The 20,607-nt window shown below is 46.0% G+C and carries 20 protein-coding genes and 3 tRNA genes; all 23 read left to right on the plus strand.

The genetic code is table 11. The features are described 5' to 3' along the window. Positions 1 to 72 precede the first annotated feature (72 nt). The 23 genes from RT269_RS05230 (at position 73) to gltX (ending at position 20,541) form a co-directional block, all read left to right on the plus strand. Positions 73 to 145 (plus strand) — tRNA-Val (locus RT269_RS05230). 37 nt (positions 146 to 182) lie between these two features. Next, a tRNA-Met gene (locus RT269_RS05235) sits at positions 183 to 256 on the plus strand. Between the two features lie 305 nt (positions 257 to 561). Continuing rightward, positions 562 to 1,521 (plus strand): uroporphyrinogen decarboxylase family protein, encoded by a 960-nt coding sequence (locus RT269_RS05240; RefSeq protein ID WP_313181016.1) that lies wholly within the window; start codon positions 562 to 564, stop codon positions 1,519 to 1,521. Positions 1,522 to 1,535: 14 nt separating this feature from the next. Further along, on the plus strand, positions 1,536 to 2,954 hold the full coding sequence (locus RT269_RS05245; RefSeq protein ID WP_313181017.1) for an ABC transporter substrate-binding protein: 1,419 nt from the start codon (positions 1,536 to 1,538) through the stop codon (positions 2,952 to 2,954). A 160-nt stretch (positions 2,955 to 3,114) separates the two neighbouring features. Further along, positions 3,115 to 3,984: a carbohydrate ABC transporter permease gene (locus RT269_RS05250; protein WP_313181019.1), complete on the plus strand. Its 870-nt coding sequence runs from the start codon at positions 3,115 to 3,117 to the stop codon at positions 3,982 to 3,984. 11 nt (positions 3,985 to 3,995) lie between these two features. Next, positions 3,996 to 4,835, plus strand: a complete 840-nt coding sequence (locus RT269_RS05255) for a carbohydrate ABC transporter permease (RefSeq protein WP_313181021.1) — start codon at positions 3,996 to 3,998, stop codon at positions 4,833 to 4,835. A 23-nt stretch (positions 4,836 to 4,858) separates the two neighbouring features. Continuing rightward, positions 4,859 to 5,494: a GntR family transcriptional regulator gene (locus RT269_RS05260; RefSeq protein ID WP_313181023.1), complete on the plus strand. Its 636-nt coding sequence runs from the start codon at positions 4,859 to 4,861 to the stop codon at positions 5,492 to 5,494. Between the two features lie 178 nt (positions 5,495 to 5,672). Next, on the plus strand, positions 5,673 to 6,599 hold the full coding sequence (locus tag RT269_RS05265; RefSeq protein ID WP_313181025.1) for a diacylglycerol/lipid kinase family protein: 927 nt from the start codon (positions 5,673 to 5,675) through the stop codon (positions 6,597 to 6,599). A 188-nt stretch (positions 6,600 to 6,787) separates the two neighbouring features. Further along, positions 6,788 to 7,330 (plus strand): 2-C-methyl-D-erythritol 2,4-cyclodiphosphate synthase, encoded by a 543-nt coding sequence (gene ispF, locus RT269_RS05270; RefSeq protein WP_313181026.1) that lies wholly within the window; start codon positions 6,788 to 6,790, stop codon positions 7,328 to 7,330. Positions 7,331 to 7,413: 83 nt separating this feature from the next. Next, positions 7,414 to 8,817 carry a cysteine--tRNA ligase gene (gene cysS / locus RT269_RS05275; protein WP_313181028.1) on the plus strand — a complete coding sequence of 468 codons (1,404 nt, stop codon included), beginning with the start codon at positions 7,414 to 7,416 and terminating at the stop codon, positions 8,815 to 8,817. Beyond that, positions 8,802 to 9,260 (plus strand): Mini-ribonuclease 3, encoded by a 459-nt coding sequence (locus RT269_RS05280; protein WP_313181030.1) that lies wholly within the window; start codon positions 8,802 to 8,804, stop codon positions 9,258 to 9,260. Before cysS ends, RT269_RS05280 begins: the two co-directional genes overlap by 16 nt. Next, a complete protein-coding gene (gene rlmB, locus RT269_RS05285) occupies positions 9,257 to 9,994 on the plus strand; it encodes a 23S rRNA (guanosine(2251)-2'-O)-methyltransferase RlmB (protein WP_313181032.1) in 738 nt (245 codons plus the stop codon). Before RT269_RS05280 ends, rlmB begins: the two co-directional genes overlap by 4 nt. Before the next feature lie 26 nt (positions 9,995 to 10,020). Next, positions 10,021 to 11,004, plus strand: a complete 984-nt coding sequence (locus RT269_RS05290; protein WP_313181077.1) for a transglutaminase-like domain-containing protein — start codon at positions 10,021 to 10,023, stop codon at positions 11,002 to 11,004. A gap of 28 nt (positions 11,005 to 11,032) precedes the next feature. Then, a complete protein-coding gene (locus tag RT269_RS05295; RefSeq protein ID WP_313181034.1) occupies positions 11,033 to 12,085 on the plus strand; it encodes a type II secretion system F family protein in 1,053 nt (350 codons plus the stop codon). Positions 12,086 to 12,096: 11 nt separating this feature from the next. Next, the gene (locus tag RT269_RS05300) at positions 12,097 to 12,420 is read left to right on the plus strand and encodes a hypothetical protein (RefSeq protein WP_313181035.1); all 324 of its coding nucleotides are present in this window, start codon (positions 12,097 to 12,099) and stop codon (positions 12,418 to 12,420) included. A 15-nt stretch (positions 12,421 to 12,435) separates the two neighbouring features. Continuing rightward, entirely contained in the window at positions 12,436 to 12,927 is a 492-nt protein-coding gene (locus RT269_RS05305; RefSeq protein ID WP_313181036.1) for a DUF4860 domain-containing protein, read from the plus strand. Continuing rightward, positions 12,917 to 13,330 (plus strand): hypothetical protein, encoded by a 414-nt coding sequence (locus RT269_RS05310; protein WP_331664079.1) that lies wholly within the window; start codon positions 12,917 to 12,919, stop codon positions 13,328 to 13,330. The genes RT269_RS05305 and RT269_RS05310 overlap by 11 nt, the downstream gene beginning before the upstream one ends. Before the next feature lie 13 nt (positions 13,331 to 13,343). Then, positions 13,344 to 13,817, plus strand: coding sequence for a short-chain dehydrogenase (locus RT269_RS05315; protein ID WP_313181037.1), 474 nt, complete (start codon positions 13,344 to 13,346; stop codon positions 13,815 to 13,817). Between the two features lie 18 nt (positions 13,818 to 13,835). Beyond that, positions 13,836 to 14,903: a type IV pilus twitching motility protein PilT gene (locus RT269_RS05320; protein WP_312426743.1), complete on the plus strand. Its 1,068-nt coding sequence runs from the start codon at positions 13,836 to 13,838 to the stop codon at positions 14,901 to 14,903. 65 nt (positions 14,904 to 14,968) lie between these two features. After that, positions 14,969 to 15,913, plus strand: coding sequence for an L-lactate dehydrogenase (locus RT269_RS05325; protein ID WP_313181038.1), 945 nt, complete (start codon positions 14,969 to 14,971; stop codon positions 15,911 to 15,913). A 204-nt stretch (positions 15,914 to 16,117) separates the two neighbouring features. Continuing rightward, positions 16,118 to 16,190, plus strand: a tRNA-Thr gene (locus RT269_RS05330). Positions 16,191 to 16,322: 132 nt separating this feature from the next. Continuing rightward, entirely contained in the window at positions 16,323 to 18,875 is a 2,553-nt protein-coding gene (locus RT269_RS05335) for a transglycosylase domain-containing protein (protein ID WP_313181040.1), read from the plus strand. Positions 18,876 to 19,080: 205 nt separating this feature from the next. Continuing rightward, positions 19,081 to 20,541 (plus strand): glutamate--tRNA ligase, encoded by a 1,461-nt coding sequence (gltX, locus tag RT269_RS05340; protein WP_313181042.1) that lies wholly within the window; start codon positions 19,081 to 19,083, stop codon positions 20,539 to 20,541. Positions 20,542 to 20,607 lie beyond the last annotated feature (66 nt).

A 20,607-nucleotide genomic window follows, 5' to 3' on the forward strand; every position in this document is an offset into this window, starting at 1 on the left:
CAATTAATATTATACTAATGTAGCAGTCGGGAACGAAAGAAAATGAAACGGTTTCCGGACAAAAAAAGCACTGGGATCTTAGCTCAGCTGGGAGAGCATCTGCCTTACAAGCAGAGGGTCACAGGTTCGAGCCCTGTAGGTCCCATTGATAAGCGGACATGCTTATCCATTCAATTAAATATGGCGGAATAGCTCAGTTGGCCAGAGCACACGGTTCATACCCGTGGTGTCGAGAGTTCGAATCTCCCTTCCGCTACTTTTTAAGACATCTGTTATATAACAGATGTCTTTTTTTGTGCATTTCCGTATAAACCAGAGGCATTCCAAGGTGTTTAAAAGAAAATTTATGGAACTGTTACAATCCCAGGATTGTAATGATACGTAACCTTGTAAAGTAAAGTGCATCTTCCTGTAGTCAGAAAGCAGCATGTAAAGACAAAATGCACAAAATTAAAAAAATATATCAAGAAAAGTATAAAATATGACGAAAGATATATTGACAATTGATAATAACAGTGATAATATCAGTAGTATAAACAGAAGAGCAAAGGAGATATGGTTATGACAAAGAGAGAGCGGGTTTTGGCAGCAATCCAGGGAAGAGAGGTGGATTATGTGCCCACCGGATTTTCATTACATTTTCCGGAAAGCGAGGCAAAAGGAGAGAAGGGAGTGGAGTCCCATCTTGAATTTTTCCGTCAGACAGATACGGATATCATCAAGATCATGAATGAGAACCTGGTTCCTGACGCAGGGGAAATCAGGACTCCTGAGGACTGGAATAAAATACCTCGCTATTCCTTGAATGATGCCTTCATGGAAAGCCAGATTGAGATGGTAAAGAGAATCATGGATAAGGCAGATCCTGATGCATTCTCTCTGGGCACGCTTCACGGCATTTGTGCATCCGCCATTCATCCCATTGAAGCGCGTTATGGTTATGAGAGCGTAAGAGAATTGTTCTGTACCCATATCAGGGAGAATAAACAGCCGGTTCTGGAAGCATTTAAGAGAATAGCAGACGGCATGTGCCAGCTGGCAGTAAAATATAAGGAGCTGGGCCTCAATGGAATATATTACGCAGCATTAGGCGGAGAGAAGCATTACTTTACGGATGAAGAATTTTCAGAAATGATGGAGCCTTTTGACAAGGAGATATTAAAGGCTTCCAAAGAAGCAGGAGGTATTAATTTCCTTCATATGTGTAAAAATAATTTAAATATGAAGAGATATGAATCCTACAACGGCTTGGCTGATGTGGTAAACTGGGGTATTTATGAGACAGATTTCAGCCTTGAAGAGGGGAAACGGCTATTCAACGGCATAACCGTCATGGGCGGACTTGCCAACAGAAGCGGAGTCATGGTAGAAGGGACCATAGATGAACTGAAAGCAGAAGCTAAGAAGGTAATTCGTGATTATGGAAAAACATCATTCATCCTTGGCGCTGACTGTACACTTCCTACAGAGATTCCTTATGAGAGGATCCGTGCAATCACAGAAGCGGCAAGAGAGATGTAAGAGGAGGAGAAAAAATGAAAAGAACAGTAGCAGGCTTTTTGGCAGCAGTGATTACAGCAGGCATGGTCGCAGGCTGCGGGGGAAACGGCGCCGGTACGGGCAGTACAACGGCATCCGCCGGTGACGGCACCCAGACAGCAGACGAGGAGAAAAGTACGGCAGAAGATAAAACCGTTTATCCGGCAGGTACCATCACCATTTACGGTACAGGCCAGCCCCAGTATCTTCAGGAGTACTATGATGCCTGGCTGGCGGATCACAAGGATATTGCACCGGACGTAAAGATTGAGATTGTGCAGACAGAGGGACATGCCCAGAGCCGTGAAAAAATCACCATGACTGCATTGGCAGGCGCAGATGACGACCTTCCTGATGCTACATATCTTGATCCGGTGAATATCATGGACCTTTCTCAGGCTGGGATCCTAAAGGATGAGACAGACTTCCTAAAGCCCTACATGGATAAGATGGTGGAAGGCGCCGTCAATGATGCTGCATTAAATGGCAAGATTTACGGACTCCCGGAATCTGTACGCCCCAATGTGTTATTCTATAACAAAGACATATTTGAAAAATACGGTGTGGATCCGGCGATGATGGAAACTTTTGACGGTTATGTGGAAGCAGGGCGCTTGTTAAAGGAAAAGAGCAATGGTGAGGTATATTTATCCTACATCAGCCCCAGCAGCAAGACCTGGAGGTACTGGGGAAGAAGAGGCCTTATGCCTCAGGCCAATGGGAGAATCTGGGATGATAACGGCAGTATTGTAATAGGAGAGGATGAAGGAACAAAGCTGGCTTTGGGAACTTTGGACACTTTATATTCCGAAGGGCTGCTGTTAAAATCTGAAATCATGGAACCTGCATTATATGATGAAATCAATGGGCAGAAAGTGGCCACCTTCTATATCGGTGCCTTCTGGGATGAATTCATGAGAAAGAACTGCCAGTCGACGGCAGGACAGTGGCGGGTCATGTCTTCCCCTGTCTTTGACGGCGTTGGCAAGGCAGGGGCTCCTGTATCATCCTATTTCTGTATTGTAAACAAGGGTGATAACGTATATGCCGGGCTTCTGGAACAGCTTTGGAAAGATTTTACCTTTGATACCCAGTCCAGGAATACATGGGTAAAATCCATGGAGTCCCAGAATGCTCCATATGCCAACCCTATTTCCTTAGAGATGCTTCAGGATGACTTCTGGAAAGAGCCTTCCAGTTTCTATGGTGGTATGTCCTTCCGGGAGATAGAGGGCAAGTGTCTGGAGAACGGTGCAGCCAATCTGGTTGTCACACCTCAGGATGCAGAGGCAGATGGAATTATCTCGGCAGAGATTGAGAATTACGTGGCAGGCAACCAGACCATGGATCAGGCCATCGCCAATATGGATAAGAACTTAAAGGCTAAAATCGGCCAGGCGGAAATCATCAAGTAGCATAAAACTTTATAAGGGGAAGGAACTGCCTTCCCCTTGTATTTGCGCCAGCCATAAGCCGGAGGAATATGCCAGCACATTCATCAGGCAAGTGCCGCGTTAACGAAGAAAAACTCCCATAGTCCGTTTTTCTTCGTTGTAAAATGTGAGGAGAAATCATATGCTTAAAACATTGAATAAATATAAAGCCCCCTATCTGTTCATACTGCCGTTTTTCCTGTTGTTTCTTGTATTCCAGCTGATCCCTGCCATCTGGACCTTTTACATCAGCCTTACCAGCTGGAAGGGGATCGGGACGCCGAAGTTTTGTGGAGCTGGCAATTATAAGAAGCTGCTGATTGACAACATGTTCTGGGATGCTCTGGGGAATACCGTAGTATACTGGATTACAGGCCTTCTATTCATACTGGTGCTGTCTGTGCTCATTGCAAGCCTGTTAAATTCCGATCTGCTCAAAGGAAAAGCATTTTTCAGGACAGTTACATTCCTGCCTAATATTTGTGCGGCCATTGCCATGGGATTGATTTTCAGAATGCTCTTTGATGAGAATGTGGGCCTGTTTAATGAACTGTTGGTTTCCCTTGGATTGGAAAAGGTCCCCTGGCTCACCAGTACTAAGTATTCAAAGATTCCGGTTATTATGCTGAACGTGTGGAGAAATACCCCCTGGTTTACCATGATCGTATTTTCCGGCCTGTTAAACATACCCAGGGATTACTATGAAGCAGCCACTGTGGATGGTGCCAATAAGTGGAAACAGTTTTTTTATATTACCCTGCCTTCCCTGAGCAATATTCTGTTTTTCTGTTCCATTACCCTTACCGTGGACAGCTGGAAGATTTTTAATGAATCCTACATTTTGCCTGGGCCGGGAACGTCCAACACATCCTTGTTCCAGTATATGTATGAATCAGGATTTAATATTTTCAATATGGGTTATGCGTCCGCTATCGGCGTAATCCTGATTGTGATACTGGCTGTCCTTTCAATGATACAGATGACAGTGAAGAAAAGACAGGGAGAATTATAGGAGGAAAGATTATGGGATATACGAATAAGAAAAATCTGGCATCCTTTGCAGTTCATGGGGCATTAATCATAATCTCCCTGATCTGCATTCTTCCTATATTATGGATGTGCCTGATTTCCATTAAGCCAACTTCAGAAAGCATCAGCGGATTTCAGTCCATTTGGATTGCAAATCCTACGTTAAGCAACTTTAACAAGTTATTTTCCATGATACCTGTTGCTGCAAACTTTTTTAACAGTGTATTTACCACGGTTATGGGAACGGTGACTTCTCTGTTCTTCTGTTCTCTGGCAGGATTTGCCTTTGCAAAGTACAAGTTTCCGGGAAGAAATTTCCTGTTTTATTTTGTTATTGCAACCATGCTGGTTCCGCCGGAGGTAGGGGCTGTTCCCATGTTTGTCATCATGAAGAAACTGAATCTGATTAACAGCTTATGGTCCCTGGTGATTCCGAGGATTGCTACAGCTGTAGGTATTTTCTATATGCACCAGTATATAAGCGACGTGCCCGATGAACTGATTGAGGCGGCTAAAATAGACGGATGCAGGGATTTTGGGATCTTTTGGCGGATTATCCTGCCGGTTATTAAGCCGGCTCTGGCTTCCTGGGCATCCGTAACCTTGATTGCCAGATGGAATGACTTCTTCTGGCCTTTGCTCTTCTTAAGAAAACAGGCGAAATATACACTGATGGTCACCATTTCTCTGCTGCCTGTCAGTGAAGGGCTTTCAACGCCCTGGCCTGTAATTCTTTCAGGTACAACACTTGTAATTATTCCGATAATTGTGTTATATTTAATATTACAGACATTTCAGAAAGCTGGAATGATGGCAGGGGCTGTAAAAGGCTAATAACGAAAAGAAAAAGGGGAAACATGATGCAGGGCCAATCTATAAAAAACCAGGTGTATGAGGGCATATTGAAAGATATCCTGGATGGCGTATACCAGGCAAATGATATTATTAATGAAAGAACAATCATAGAAAAATACGGGGTCAGCAAGACTCCGGTGAGAGAGGCCCTGGTACAGCTGTGCAGTGAAGAGGTGCTTAATAATATTCCAAGATTCGGCTACCAGCTTACTGCGATACTTCCAAGCCAGATAATGGAGATTATAGAATACAGGAAAGTGATTGAATTGGGCGCTCTGGAGTTATGTTTTTTCCGCCTTACCAAAGAACAGATTGATGAATTAAAACGTCAAAACGAAGAGGCGGCACGGCTTATCGATACCAGGGACTCAAAGATACACTGGGAAGCCAATAATCTTTTTCACAGAACATTGTGCAGCTACTGCGGGAACGGCTATATACAGAAATCACTGGCAGATGCTATGAATATCTGTACCAGGATATCCAACCAATATTTTACAAAGCTATGGAATGAAAGTAAGGTTTCCGATGGAACCAACCATGTCCATCTGGTAGCGGCCATTGAGTCCGGAGATTTGGAACTGGCAAAGGCGATTTTGATTGATGATGTGGAATCATTTAAGCATGAGATATTATAAAAAACGGGATTAATACAGGAATGTAAAAAGGGCGCCGCTGCCCGGACTGAGTGATCAGCCTGGGCAGAGCCGCTCTTTTCCGTTACGGTATAAGTGCCAATGGGTTTTTCCATAATTTTTATATTCATTTCTCCGGTTTTATGTTATACTAACAAATAGTAAAAAGTGGAGGGATTCCATGTACTATTTTATTGTAAACCCGAATTCACGCTGCGGACGGGGAAGAAACGTTTGGAAGAAATTGGAAAGTGTGTTAAAAGCCGGTCATGTGGAATATTCAGCATTTCTTACGGAGAAGCCAGGAGATGCCAGGAGATTTGCCAGAGAACTGACGGAAGGCTGCAGGGAATCAAGCGTTATCATAGGGGTAGGCGGAGACGGAACTGTAAATGAAATCCTGGATGGGCTTTCCTTTTGCGGCTCTGTTACTTTTGGGTATATTCCCGCCGGATCTGGTAATGATCTGGCAAGAAGCTTAAAGCTGCCAAAGAATCCGGTCCGGTGCTTAAAAAAAATACTGCATCCAAAATACTATAAGCTCATGGATTACGGTGTTCTGTCCTATGGAGATGGAGAGATATCCCACCGCCGCTTTATGGTCAGTGCCGGAATTGGGATGGATGCGGCTGTTTGCCATAACATCCTTTATTCAAAGTCAAAGGGATTGCTCCATAAGCTTTGCATCGGGAAACTTATCTATCTTCTTGCAGGGATCAAGCAGCTGATCCTTGCCAAGCCCTCAAAAGGGTATATTCTCTTAAACGGGGTCCAGAAAGTTGAGTTTAGCCATGCTTATTTTATATCCGTACACATCCACCCTTATGAGGGCGGCGGATTTAAATTTGCACCGGATGCAAATTTTGAAGACGGACAGTTGTCAGTCTGTGTCATGAATAACCGGAAAAAAAGGAAACTGATCCCTGTGCTGATCCGATCCCTTATGGGAAGAAAGTCCTTACACATGGGCATCAGATTTTATACTTGTGAGGAAGTTATGATTCATATGGACCGTCCAATGGCAGTCCATGTAGATGGAGAAAGCTGTTTTTGCCAAAACGATGTGCAGCTTCGATGTATTAGCAAAAAGCTGCGTATGATTGTATAGAAATATATATATTATAGAAGAAACACCCTACGGGTATACCACTATGCCCAAAGAACGTGGGCAAGAAAGAGGAAACACCCTACGGGTATACCACTATGCTCAAAGAACGTGGGCAAGAAAGAGGAAACACCCTGCGGGTATACCACTATGCCCAAAAAGCATGGGCAAGAAAGAGGAAAGGAAGAATTATGAGAATTGGACAGGGATATGATGTGCATAAATTAGCGGAAGGAAAAGATTTGATCCTGGGCGGCGTAAAGATTCCTTATGAAAAGGGACTTTTGGGCCATTCAGATGCAGATGTGCTGGTCCATGCAGTTATAGATGCTCTTTTAGGAGCGGCAGCTCTGGGAGATATCGGAGAACATTTCCCGGATACGGACCCAAAGTATAAAGGAGTATCCAGCATTGAACTTTTAAAGCACGTAGGCATGCTTTTGGAGGAGCAGGGATATGTGATCGAGAACATTGACGCAACTGTCATTGCTCAAAATCCAAAGCTTCTTCCCTATCGGCGCTCCATGGCAGAAAACATTGGGGAAGCTTTGAAGCTGACCAAAGGAAAGGTCAATGTAAAAGCTACTACAGAGGAAGGACTTGGCTTTACCGGAATGGGAGAGGGGATATCCTCACAGGCCATAGCCCTGTTAACCTCCATGGACGATTACTGTTATGATGACAGGATCATGTCTGCTGATTGTAAGGGCTGCTGCGGAGGCTGCGGGAGATAAGAAGAGGATTACGGGAAGAAACACCCTGAGGGTATCCCTATATGCCCAAAAGGCGTTGGCAATAAAAAGGAAAGGAAAAGACTATGAAAATATATAATACATTATCCAGACAAAAGGAAGAATTCGTTTCCCTGGAGCCTGGAAAGGTTCGGATGTATGTGTGCGGACCAACCGTTTACAATTACATTCACATTGGAAATGCAAGACCCATCATCGTATTTGATACGGTTAGGAGATATTTTGAATATAAGGGTTATGAGGTAAACTTTGTTTCAAACTATACCGATATAGATGATAAGATCATTAAAAAAGCCATTGAAGAGGGTGTAGATGCAGACACCATTTCCAAGCGTTATATTGAAGAATGCAAAAAGGATATGGAAGGGCTGAATGTAAAGCCGGCAACCAGAAGCCCGCTGGCGACAGAGGAAATATGCGGTATGCTGGAAATGATCCAAAAGCTGGTTGCCTCCGGTCATGCCTATGCGGCGAAAGACGGAACGGTTTATTTCCGTACCAGTTCCTTTGAAGAATACGGAAAGCTGTCCCATAAGAATCTGGATGATCTGCAGTCCGGTTTCCGTGAGATCAAGGTGACCGGTGAAGACGGAAAAGAGGATCCCACCGATTTCGTGCTTTGGAAGCCGAAAAAGGAAGGAGAACCTTTCTGGGAATCCCCATGGTGCGAAGGACGGCCTGGCTGGCATATTGAGTGCTCTGTCATGTCCAGGAAATATCTTGGAGATCAGATCGATATCCATGCAGGTGGAGAAGACTTGATCTTTCCCCATCATGAGAACGAGATCGCCCAGAGTGAGGCAGCCAATGGAAAAGAATTCGCTAGATACTGGATGCACAATGGTTTCTTAAATATTGACAATAAAAAGATGTCCAAGTCTCTGGGCAATTTTTTCACTGTCAGGGAAATCAGTGAAAAATACGATTTACAGGTGCTGCGCTTTTTCATGCTGAGCGCTCATTACAGAAGCCCTATTAATTTCAGCGCCGAATTGATGGAGTCATCAAAGAACGGATTAGAGAGAATTTTAACAGCAGTTGGTAAATTAAAGGATCTGGAAGCTTCTGCAAAGACAGAAAAGGTTCTTGATCATGAGGATAAAAATGCCGTACAGGAGCTGGTTTCCAAATATGAGGCAGCCATGGATGACGACTTTAATACGGCAGATGCCATATCTGCTATTTTTGAGCTGGTAAAATTAAGCAATTCCACCACAGATGAAAACAGCTCGAAAGAATATGTGACTTATTTAAAGGAAACCATTGTAAGGCTGTGCGATGTTCTTGGAATCATTACGGAAAAGGAAGAAGAGATCCTGGATGATGAAATTGAAGCCATGATCGCAGGCAGGCAGCAGGCCAGAAAAGACAAGAATTTTGCCCTTGCCGATGAGATCCGCGGAAAGCTTTTAGAAAAGGGTATTGTTCTGGAGGACACCAGGGAAGGTGTGAAATGGAAGAGAATATAACATCACTGGAAGCGTTTTCTGATTTTTTTAAGGATACGTTAAAACTAAAGGAAGTAGATGTGATAACCTATTCCCCGCTGGCATTGGCATATATCGGAGATGCAGTTTATGAACTGATCGTACGGACAAAGGTGATGAACCATGGAAGCACTCAGGTGAATAATATGCATAAGAAGAGTGCAAGGCTGGTGAACGCAGGAGCGCAGGCAGATATCATCCGCCGGCTTCTTGAAGATGAGGACTTAACTCCGGAAGAGGTGGCAACATACAAACGGGGACGCAATGCCAAGGCTGTGACAACCGCGAAACACGCAACCGTTGCCGATTACAGGACGGCAACCGGATTTGAGGCCCTGTGCGGATATCTGTATTTAACCGGCAATTTAGACCGTCTGGTCACCCTGGTAGGCCGAGGACTTGAACGAATAGGAGAACTGGAATGATAGAGGAATTTACCATAGAGGGTAGGAATGCGGTATTAGAAGCATTCCGCTCCGGAAAAACCATTGATAAGCTGTATGTACAAAAGGGAGTCCAGGATGGCCCCATCCAGTCCATTATCAGGGAAGCGAAAAAGAAAGATACCATCATTAATTTTGTAGAAAGAGAGCGCCTGGACCAGATGTCCGAGGAAGGGCATCACCAGGGCGTAATCGCCCATGCTGCGGCTTATGAATACGCAGAGGTGGAAGATATACTAAAGGCAGCGGAAGAAAAGGGAGAACCTCCCTTCCTCTTTCTGTTAGACGGAATTGAAGACCCTCACAATCTGGGAGCGATCATCCGTACGGCAAATTTAGCAGGGGCCCATGGGGTTATCATCCCCAAGCGCCGGGCCGTTGGCCTTACGGCAACGGTTGCAAAGACCTCGGCAGGGGCGCTTAATTATACGCCTGTGGCTAAGGTTACCAATCTCACAGCTACTATGGAAGAATTAAAGAAAAAGGGAATGTGGTTTGTCTGTGCCGATATGGATGGAGAACTGATGTACCGGCTTGACTTAAAGGGGCCGATCGGCCTTGTGATCGGCAGCGAAGGAAGCGGCGTGGGAAAACTGGTCAAAGAAACCTGTGACATGGTGGCATCCATACCCATGAAGGGGAATATTGATTCTCTGAATGCTTCTGTAGCAGCAGGTGTGCTAGCTTATGAGATCGTAAGACAACGTTTGGGATAATAGATGAGGAGTGATGATCGATGATCATTAAAAAGAATGGTACGGCTATGGCGGCTGCCTGCGCAGCGATCCTGTTTACTTTCAGCGGCTTTGCTTCAGCCGGTAATACTGCTGTGGCGGACACCACAGAAGAAAGCATTGAGTGGAAGACTGTAGTAAGCATTGGGGATGGAGCGGTTCCTCTTTATTCAAAGCCTTCCGGGAGCAATGTGAGAATCCCTCAGGCTCCGGGAACAGTTACCTATGGAAACGGTACGGCTCTGGTAGATGCGTCCAACGCCAGTCATGGCTATGTGATGGTCCAGTATAGCGGAAATTCATCCAAGATAAAAGTCCAGGTAATAAAAAGCGGAGGAGAGACCTATTCCTATGATCTGAATGCCAGATCTGCCTATGAGGTATTTCCTCTAACAGAAGGAAACGGAAAATATACGGTCCGGGTTTTGGAGCAGGTACAGGGGAACCAGTACGCCATAAAATCCAGCAGTGATATCAATGTGACACTTACAGACCAGTTTGAGCCGTTTCTTTACCCCAATCAATATGTGAATTTTTCCGCCGGAAGTGCGGTGGTGAAAAAGGGGGAGGAGCTTGCAGCTTCTGCACCTGATGCCATTGGCGTTGTCACCAATGTTTATAATTATGTGGTAAAGAATTTTACCTATGATACGGCGCTGGCAAGCTCTGTTCAGGCCGGCTATCTGCCTGTTGTGGATCAGGTGCTGTCTCAGAAAAAGGGAATCTGTTTTGACTACGCGGCAGTTATGACTGCCATGCTGCGTTCCCAGAATATCCCCACAAAGCTTGTGGTGGGTTATACTGGCAGCCTGTATCATGCCTGGGTCAATGTCTATATTGAAGGCCAGGGCTGGGTGGATAATATCATCTATTTTGACGGATATGACTGGAAGCTTATGGACCCTACGTTTGCATCCTCCGGAGGCAGTGATCCGTCCATACAGCAATATATTACAAACAGCTCCAATTATAAGGCGAAATATACATACTAAAGAACTTCATTTAAAGGAGATACGACAGATGAAAATGAAAGCGAAAAAGCGATATTCCGCAAGGGAACTTTCCGCTTTCTGCCTTCAAATATCAATTCTTCTCCATGCTGCAATCCCTCTTGATGAGGGATTGTCTGTTATGGCGGAGGATACTGTATGGGAGGAAGAGAAACAAATTCTTAAGCAAATGGCAGAAGAGGCTGAGCTGGGGGTTCCTTTCTCAAAAGTACTGGAGAATACAGGCATTTATCCAGCCTATGTGATCCGGATGGCAAAGCTGGGGGAGGAGACAGGAACTCTGGACCAGATCATGGAGTCCCTGGCCGGATATTATGAAAAAGAGCATATCCTTATAAAAAACATCAGGAATGCAGTTACTTACCCAATCATCATGATTTTCATGCTTCTGGTGGTTCTTCTGGTTTTATTCACCAGGGTTATGCCCATATTTGAACATGTATACCAACAGCTGGGGGCAGAGATGTCGCCGGTTTCTCTTGCTGCAACAAGGCTTGGAGGCGTATTCTGTGCAGCCGCCCTGGTTCTTGGGATCCTTCTGGCCCTTGCAGCTTCCCTGGTATGGCTTCTTGGCAGGAAAGGGAAAAAGCTTCTGATTGCGGAACGGCTGATCCAGTGGATAAAAAAAAGAAGCCGCATGGCTCTTGCAGTATCCAACCGGCGTTTTACTGCGGTCCTGGCACTGACTCTGCACAGCGGATTAGAGCTGGAAAAGGGGATGGAGCTGGCAGAACAGCTGGTTGAGAATCAGACAGTGGAAGAAAAGATCAGACAGTGTGCAAAAGAGCTTGAGGCTGGAACAGATTATTATACCGCCATGAAGAATACCGGGCTGTTTAACGGCTTCTATGCGCAGATGATAAAAGTAGGTACCAGAAGCGGACAGCTGGACCGGGTCATGGAGGAAATCTCCAGAAGCTATGAAGACGAAGCGGATACGGCTATGGAACATATGGTCAGCCGGTTTGAACCTACGGTGGTAGCATTGCTTGCCGTTGCAGTGGGGCTGGTGCTTTTATCTGTCATGCTTCCTCTTGTCAGCGTCTTGTCAGCGATCGGATAGGGGGCGTCTTGATGATAAAATGGAAACAATCTCCCAGAGAGGTCATAGGTCAGTTGTTCTCTTTGCTGGCTTTTGCCTGTGCGGTTGCCCTTTTTGTCTCGGGAGTTCTCATGTTCTCGAGGAAAGCCGATGCAAAGGGAGCTGATACCCTTCGGGATGCCATACGCAGGGCTTCGGTGCAGTGCTATGCCATTGAGGGAAGATATCCGCCAACCGTGGAATATCTGGAAGAAAATTATGGAATACAGATTGACAGAAACCGGTATGATGTGTTTTATAGCGGTTTTGCTTCGAACTTTATGCCGGATATTACGGTCAATCCCCATGAACGATAGCCGGGAGGTGGGCAAGTGAGCGGAAAAGAATACCAGAGAGGCCAGATGGCCAATGCTCTGTTTACCATACTGCTGTTTCTTGTATTTGTGCTCTGTGCTTTATTCTCGGTGCTCATCGGAGGCAAAGTCTATGAGAATATCAATGCCAGAGCAGAGAATACCTACCAAAAGGATGTAGCCTTAAGTTACATAGCCAATAAAGTGAGACAGGGAGATGAAGCCGGCAGGGTTACTTTGACGGAAATGGCAGGAACCCCTGTCCTTAAGCTGGAACAGGAGATTCAGGATTCGGTTTATGTGACCCTTATTTATTATCAGGATGGCAGGCTGTGGGAGCTATTTACAGACGAAGAAAGCGGCCTGGGAGTAGGAGACGGGAATGAGATTCTGGAATGCAGCCCGGTTTTCATGGAATTGGATGGCAGGCTTTTACATATAAAAACGGAGATGGAAGGCGGAGACAGCCTCTGGCTTTCCCTAAGAAGCGGAGGGGCAGATGATGAATAGAAAACACCCCTCAGGCGTATTTATGATGGAGATGATCGCCGTTGTTTTTTTCTTTATCCTTTGTGCAGGCATCTGCATAAAAACATTTGTAAAAGCGGATTTCATGAGCCGGGAGGCAGCGGATTTAAATCAGGGCGTGCTGATCGCCCAAAGCGTAGCAGAGGTCTGGAAAGCGGAGGGCCCGGAGGGCCTTGAAAAAAGGCTGCTGGCTTATTCGCAGGAGGACGGCTCTGACGGCTATGCTATGGGCTTTGATAAGTCCGGCAATCCTTGTGAAAAAGAGAAGGCTGTTTTTGATGTAAGAACAGACCTTGCCGGACCGGGACATGCGGAAGTGACCGTAAGCAAAAACGGGAAACAGATTTTTACCCTTACGGTGACCAGACATGAGACGCAACAATGACGGAGGTGGAACCATGGCAAAACAGGAGAATGGATACAAGGCCAATATAGGCAGCCCTTCCCTTATACTCATATTTATTGTCATGTGCCTGATGACCTTTGGGATGCTTTCCCTTAGTACCGCCAAAAGTGAGCGGAATCTGGCAGAACGCAATGCTTCTGCTGTGACGGAGTACTACCGGGCTGACGGAGAGGGAGAGGTCTTTTATCAGATGGTTTTAAATACGGCGGCGAAAGTCCGGGAAAAGAGCCAGGATCCCCTGGAACGGAAACGGCTTTTCTCCCGGGAGTTTGGTGATGCCTATGAGCCGGATAAGGGAACCGTGACTGTAAATATCCCCATGGAACGGTCCCAGGCCCTTTCTATAGAACTGGTTTTCCCTCCGGAAGGGGAAGAAGATATCCAGATATCAAAGTGGAAGGTAATTCAGACAGAGGATTATGAAATTGATCATTCCATGCCGGTGTGGACAGGCGGGGAGACTTAAGAAACAGGAGACTGGGAGATGAAAGTAAAAGATTTGTTAAGTGCTGCTGTGGCGCAGAAAGCATCGGATATTTTTCTGGTGCCAGGCATGCCGTTTTCATATAAAATAGGAAGCAGGATCATAAATCAGAATGAAGAAAAGCTATCCTCGGCTCAAATGGAGGTATTAATCACGGAATTGTATGAGCTAGCGGGAAACAGAACCATGGAGAAGGTAAGGGAGCATGGGGATGATGATTTTTCCTTTGCCCTTCCCGGGGTTTCCAGGTTTCGCTCCAGCATATTCCGTCAGAGAGGTTCCCTTGCAGCGGTGATCCGGGTGGTGACCTTTGAACTGCCTGATTACAGAACGCTTCATATTCCTGAGGTTGTTATGGATGTTGCCAGGATGACAAAGGGATTTGTCCTGGTCACAGGGCCGGCGGGAAGCGGCAAGACTACCACCCTGGCCTGTATCATTGACAAGATCAATAATACCCGCAACTCCCATGTGATCACCCTGGAAGACCCGCTTGAATATCTGCACCGCCATAAGAAGAGCGTGGTGACTCAGAGGGAGGTAACCACAGACACGGACAGCTATGTGACCGGCCTTCGGGCGGCTCTGCGCCAGGCTCCGGATGTGATCCTTGTGGGTGAGATGAGAGATTATGAAACCATACGGATCGCCATGACAGCAGCGGAAACCGGTCATCTGGTGATTTCAACCCTTCATACGGTGGGAGCGGCCAATACCATAGACCGCATCATCGATAACTTCCCTCCAAACCAGCAGCAGCAGATCCGGATGCAGCTTTCCATGGTAGTTCAGGCCGTGGTCTCCCAGCAGCTGATCCCTGCTGTGGATGGAAGTGTCTATCCGGCGTTTGAAATCATGTTTTTCAATAATGCCATCCGCAATATGATCCGCGAGTCCAAAACCCATCAGATCGATTCTGTGATCGCCACCGGCCAGGGAGAAGGGATGATCTCCATGGATACCAGTCTTTTAAATTTATATAAAGAAGGAAAGATCACCAGGGAAAACGCAATCATTTACAGCGGAAACAGCGAATTGATGGCAAAAAAAATCGATCGGGGACTGTAAGAGTGCATAGATTGCATTTCAGGCAGATACACTATCTTTAACAATGAGAGGAGAGTGGCCGTATTTTGAGAACAGATAAAAGAAAGATTGTATTAGTCGGTACAGGCATGGTCGGAATGAGTTATGCCTATTCCCTTTTGAACCAGGGAGTTTGCGATGAACTTGTTTTGATCGACGTCAACCGGAAAAGAGCGGAGGGCGAGGCAATGGATTTAAACCATGGACTTGCTTTTTCTGCATCTCATATGAAGATTTATGCAGGAGAATACAAAGACTGCTCGGATGCAGACATTGTTGTGATCTGCGCAGGAGTAGCCCAGAAGTCCGGGGAAACAAGGCTTGATTTGCTAAAGCGCAATGCGGCCGTATTCCAGTCCATTGTGCAGCCGGTAACGGAATCAGGCTTTAACGGGGTTTTCCTGGTGGCGACCAATCCGGTGGATATTATGACGAGAATTACCTATTCGTTGTCAGGCTTTAATCCCAAGCGGGTGCTTGGAAGCGGCACGACTCTGGATACGGCCAGGCTCCGGTACCTGTTAGGAGATTCCTTGCGGGTGGATCCAAGAAATGTCCATGCCTATGTCATGGGAGAACACGGAGACAGTGAGTTTGTGCCCTGGAGCCAGGCAATGATCGCCACTAAGCCCATCCTATCTCTTTGCGAAGAAGAGGGCATGGTATGTAAGAGGGAACTGGAACGGATCGAAGACGAGGTCCGGGGAGCAGCTTACCGGATCATTGAGGCCAAGCAGGCCACTTATTATGGGATCGGCATGGCACTCACCAGAATCACCAGGGCTATCCTGGGGGATGAAAACAGCGTTTTTACAGTATCTGCTATGCTGAGGGGAGAATACGGGCAGTCTGAGGTATACGCAGGAGTTCCCTGTATCATCAATAAAAACGGGATTCAGAGGATTATTTCCCTGTCATTAACGGATGAAGAGATGAAACAGTTTCATAATTCGTGTGATACTCTTCGGGAAAGTTTTGAAGGCATATTATAAAAAATGGCGGAAGAGAACAGGGAACAGGAAGCCGGTTTTCTGCTCTCTTCCTGGTTTATGGATCTTGACATAAGACTGGATTTTATGGTAAAAATCTGAAGATTTTGCTAATTTATGTATTTTAGTAAAAAATTAAAATAATCGTTGACAAACAGATTTCTCCATGCTATGATATACGAGGTTCAGCGATGAACGTAAAAAGATGCTGATGTGGCACAGGTGGTAGCGCACCTCATTGGTAGTGAGGAGGTCACGGGTCCGAGTCCCGTCATCAGCTCTGAAAACAAACGGGAAGTCTTAATAAAGAGGCTTCCCGTTTTTGTCATATACAGAGGTTGAAAGAAAGATATCTTTCAGCATTAAGCTTATAAACAGCGTACAGATATTGATGAAAAGGAGGCACATTAATATGGCGAAACATAAAAAGAAACGAAAAAATCCCTGGTCCATATTCTTTCGGCCCATTAAAGTCATACTTTTCGTATTTCTGGGAATTATGGTTTTGGGATGCCTTGCCGGCGGCATTGTATTCTTAAAATATCAGAATGAGATTATGGCCTGCAAAGAAAAAGCGGACGCCATTATAAGCAAGACGGTCAAGACTGATTTTTCCCAGCCAACGGATACGAGAATATATGATTCTGCCGGAACTTTGATCGGAACCATCAATTCCGGTCACTATGAGTATGTCCCGATTTCAGGAATCAGCAAGAACCTTCAGAATGCCTATGTAGCCCAGGAGGACAGAAGGTTTTATAAGCATCATGGCATCGACTACAAGGGGTTATTGCGTGCAGGTGTCGTATACTTAAAAAACAAAGGAACGGCTACCCAGGGAGGAAGCACCATCACCCAGCAGGTGATTAAGAATACCTATCTGACCCAGGAGAGGACGATCCAGAGAAAGCTGACCGAATTTTTCGCGGCGCCCCGAATGGAGGATAAGTATTCCAAGTCGGACATCCTGGAGTTTTACTGCAACACCAATTTCTTTGCCAACCGGTGTTATGGCGTATCTGAGGCCAGCCGCTATTATTTTGATAAGGAAGCAAAGGATTTAACCGTGTGGGAGGCAGCTACCTTAGCGGGCATCAGCAATAATCCGTCAAGGTATGATCCGGTGGCTCATCCGGAAACTTCAACGTGGAAGAGGAATCAGATCATTGATAATATGGCTCTCTGTAAGTTTATTACGGAAGAGGAAAAGGAAAACGCCAAGGCTCAGCCTTTGACAGTTGCTAAGATCTATGAGCCGGGAACAAAGGAAAATTATCTGACAAGCTATGCCATACACTGCGCTGCTTTGGAATTAATGAAGAACGAAGATTTTGTTTTTCAGTATGTATTTAATAACCAGGCCTCTTTCGATTCTTATAGAGAACAGTACCAGGAACTTTATCAGGCAAAGAGCGATATGATCCGAAACGGAGGCTTTGAAATACATACCAGCCTGGAGACGCCTATCCAGAACTCCCTGCAGGAGATTATAGACAACCGGCTGAAAGGTTTTAAGGATCTGCAGGAGAACGGGAAATTCGCCTTACAGGGGGCGGCAGTATGCATTGACAACCAGACCGGATATGTGGTGGCTATTGTGGGCGGCCGGGGTACGGATGATGAGTACAACCGGGGATTCTTAAGCAAGCGTCAGCCAGGATCTACCATAAAACCGCTGATCGATTATGCTCCTGCCTTTGAAACCGGATATTATTATCCCTCCAGGCTGGTGAATGACCATCTGTTTGATAAAGGGCCCAAAAACAGCGGCGGAAACTATTATGGCAATGTTTCCGTGAGAGAGGCATTGAACCGAAGTCTTAATACGGTGGCCTGGCAGGTGCTTGGAGATATCGGTGTTGACAAAGGCATCGGTTATCTGGGAAAGATGCATTTTGCAGGAATCAGCTATCTGGATAACGGAAACAGCAGTATGAGCATCGGAGGATTTACGGAAGGTGCCAGAGTGGTGGATATGGCAAGGGGATACTCCGTTTTGGCGAACAAAGGGCTGTACAGCAATAAAACATGTATCGTCAGCTTGGAAAGCCAGTATGACGGTGAGATATATAATGGAAACCAGGCGGATGAAAGAATATTCACGGAAGATACCGCTTACATGATCACCGATGTGTTAAAGGGTACGCTGGATAAACCCTACGGAACAGGTAATGGCCTGGGGCTTGGAGTTCCGGCCGCTGGAAAGACCGGAACCACTAACAGCAATAAGGACACCTGGTTTTGCGGGTATACAAAGCATTACACAACAGCTGTCTGGGTCGGATATGACACTCCGAAGGCCATGCCCGGAGTTTACGGTAAAACCTATTCGGGAAAGATCTGGCAGGAATTTATGGCTAAGATAAACGATGGGCTTCCGGTTCTGGATTGGGATATGCCGGCAACCGTTTCCCTTAAGAATGTGGATTCCACAGGGGAAAAAACCGACGCTGAAACAGGAAGGAAGGATCTGTTTTCTTCTGTTGCAGAATCAGCAGCCAAAGCCAATGGAAGTAAGTGGAAGGAAGTGGAAGAGCGTAAAAAGCAGGAGGCCCAGGCCCAGAGAGAATTAGAGGCTTCCCAGCAAGCCAGGCAGGCGGTGGAGCAGACAGTTTCTTCCCTTCAGTCCCTGATCGGGGAGTTATCTGCACTAAGTCACAGGGACAGCTCTACAGAGCAAACCATAAGTACTGCCTACGGACTTTTAGACCAGCTGGCCGGCACCGAATATTATGATGGGTTAAAGGCTCAGCTTGATGAGGCGGCAAACCACGCTGCATACTTACCAAAGCAGGAGGACTCTTCCGGGAAGCCCCAGGAGATCGGTCCGGGAGTCACCAGGCCGAAAGAAACGATTCCGCCGGTATTTCCGGGGGATACTGATTCCGACGAGGATTATGCTCCCGGCTTTGGTCCGGGAGGCCCTGATTCCGGTGCACAGGCAGTAGGGCCGGGTATGGAATAAGAGAGAAGCATTGCAGCCAAGGTGTTTCATATGGATCCGGTCAGCCTGATCATATATTTCCGGCTGATGGGATTATAATTGCTTTGGAAATTTCCGCCAAATCATTGTTTTTTCCAGTGGTTCGTTATATAATGGACTACGTGGCTTTGGCGAGACTTCCTTTAACCGGCCCAAACGAGAAAGAAGATATAGGAGTGTGTTCACAATGAGTAAAATAAGAACAAGATACGCACCGAGTCCTACTGGCCGTATGCACGTAGGAAATTTAAGAACTGCATTGTATGCTTATCTGATTGCTAAACATGAGGGCGGCGATTTCCTTCTCCGCATTGAAGATACGGATCAGGAACGTTATGTGGAAGGTGCTGTCGAGATCATTTATAGAACCTTAGAAGAGACCGGGCTTATCCATGACGAAGGTCCGGACAAGGATGGCGGCGTAGGCCCCTATGTACAGAGTGAGCGCCAGGCTTCCGGTATTTATTTAGAATATGCGAAAAAGCTGGTAGAAAAAGGGGAAGCTTATTACTGCTTCTGTACTCAGGAGAGGCTGGATTCCCTTAAAAAGACCGTGGATGGCCAGGAGATCATGACTTATGACAAGCACTGCCTCCATCTTTCCAAAGAAGAGGCAGAAGCCAATCTGGCGGCAGGTATGCCTTATGTCATCCGCCAGAACAATCCTACGGATGGAACGACTTCCTTCCATGATGAGATATACGGAGACATTTCCGTGGACAACTCAGAGTTAGATGATATGGTACTCATCAAATCCGACGGATATCCAACGTATAATTTTGCAAACGTGGTAGATGATCATCTCATGGGAATTACCCATGTAGTGAGAGGGAACGAATATCTGTCCTCTTCACCAAAGTATAACCGTCTTTATGCCGCATTTGGATGGGACGTTCCGGTATATGTGCACTGTCCGCTGATTACCAACGAAGAACATAAGAAGCTGAGTAAAAGAAGCGGCCATTCCTCTTATGAGGATCTGATCATGCAGGGCTTCATTTCTGAGGCTGTTGTGAATTACGTTGCTCTTCTGGGCTGGTCCCCGGTGGGCAATCAGGAGATTTTCTCCCTGGATGATTTGATTAAGGAATTTGACTTCCACAATATCAGCAAATCCCCGGCAGTTTTCGATATGACCAAGCTGCGGTGGATGAACAGTGAATATATGAAATCCATGGACTTTGAACGGTTCTACCAGCTGGCGGAGCCTTATCTGAAGGCTGTTATTAAGAAGGATATGGACTTAAAGAAGATCGCAGCCATGGTTAAAACAAGAATTGAGGTTTTTCCGGATATTGCAGACCATATTGATTTCTTTGAGACTTTGCCGGAATACGATACTGCCATGTACACCAATAAAAAGATGAAGACAAGCAGCGAAACCTCCCTTGACTTATTGCAGGATGTGCTTCCAATCCTGGAAGCTCAGGAGGAATACAGCAATGATGCGCTGTATGAAACGCTTTCAAAGTATGTTTCCGAAAAAGGGTATAAAACCGGTTTTGTTATGTGGCCCATCCGCACCGCGGTTTCAGGAAAGCAGATGACACCCGCAGGCGCTACCGAGATTATGGAGATCCTTGGAAAAGAGGAGACCCTTATGAGAATAAGAAAGGGAATCCAGCTTTTAAGCAATGGAGCGTGTTAAATGATAATTGCAGAAGCGGAGGCTCCGGATGTGACCGGGCCTCCGCTTTTGTTTTGACTTGACGGG

This window comes from Lacrimispora sp. (assembly GCF_032078915.1).
In the GTDB taxonomy this organism is placed as follows: domain Bacteria; phylum Bacillota; class Clostridia; order Lachnospirales; family Lachnospiraceae; genus Lacrimispora.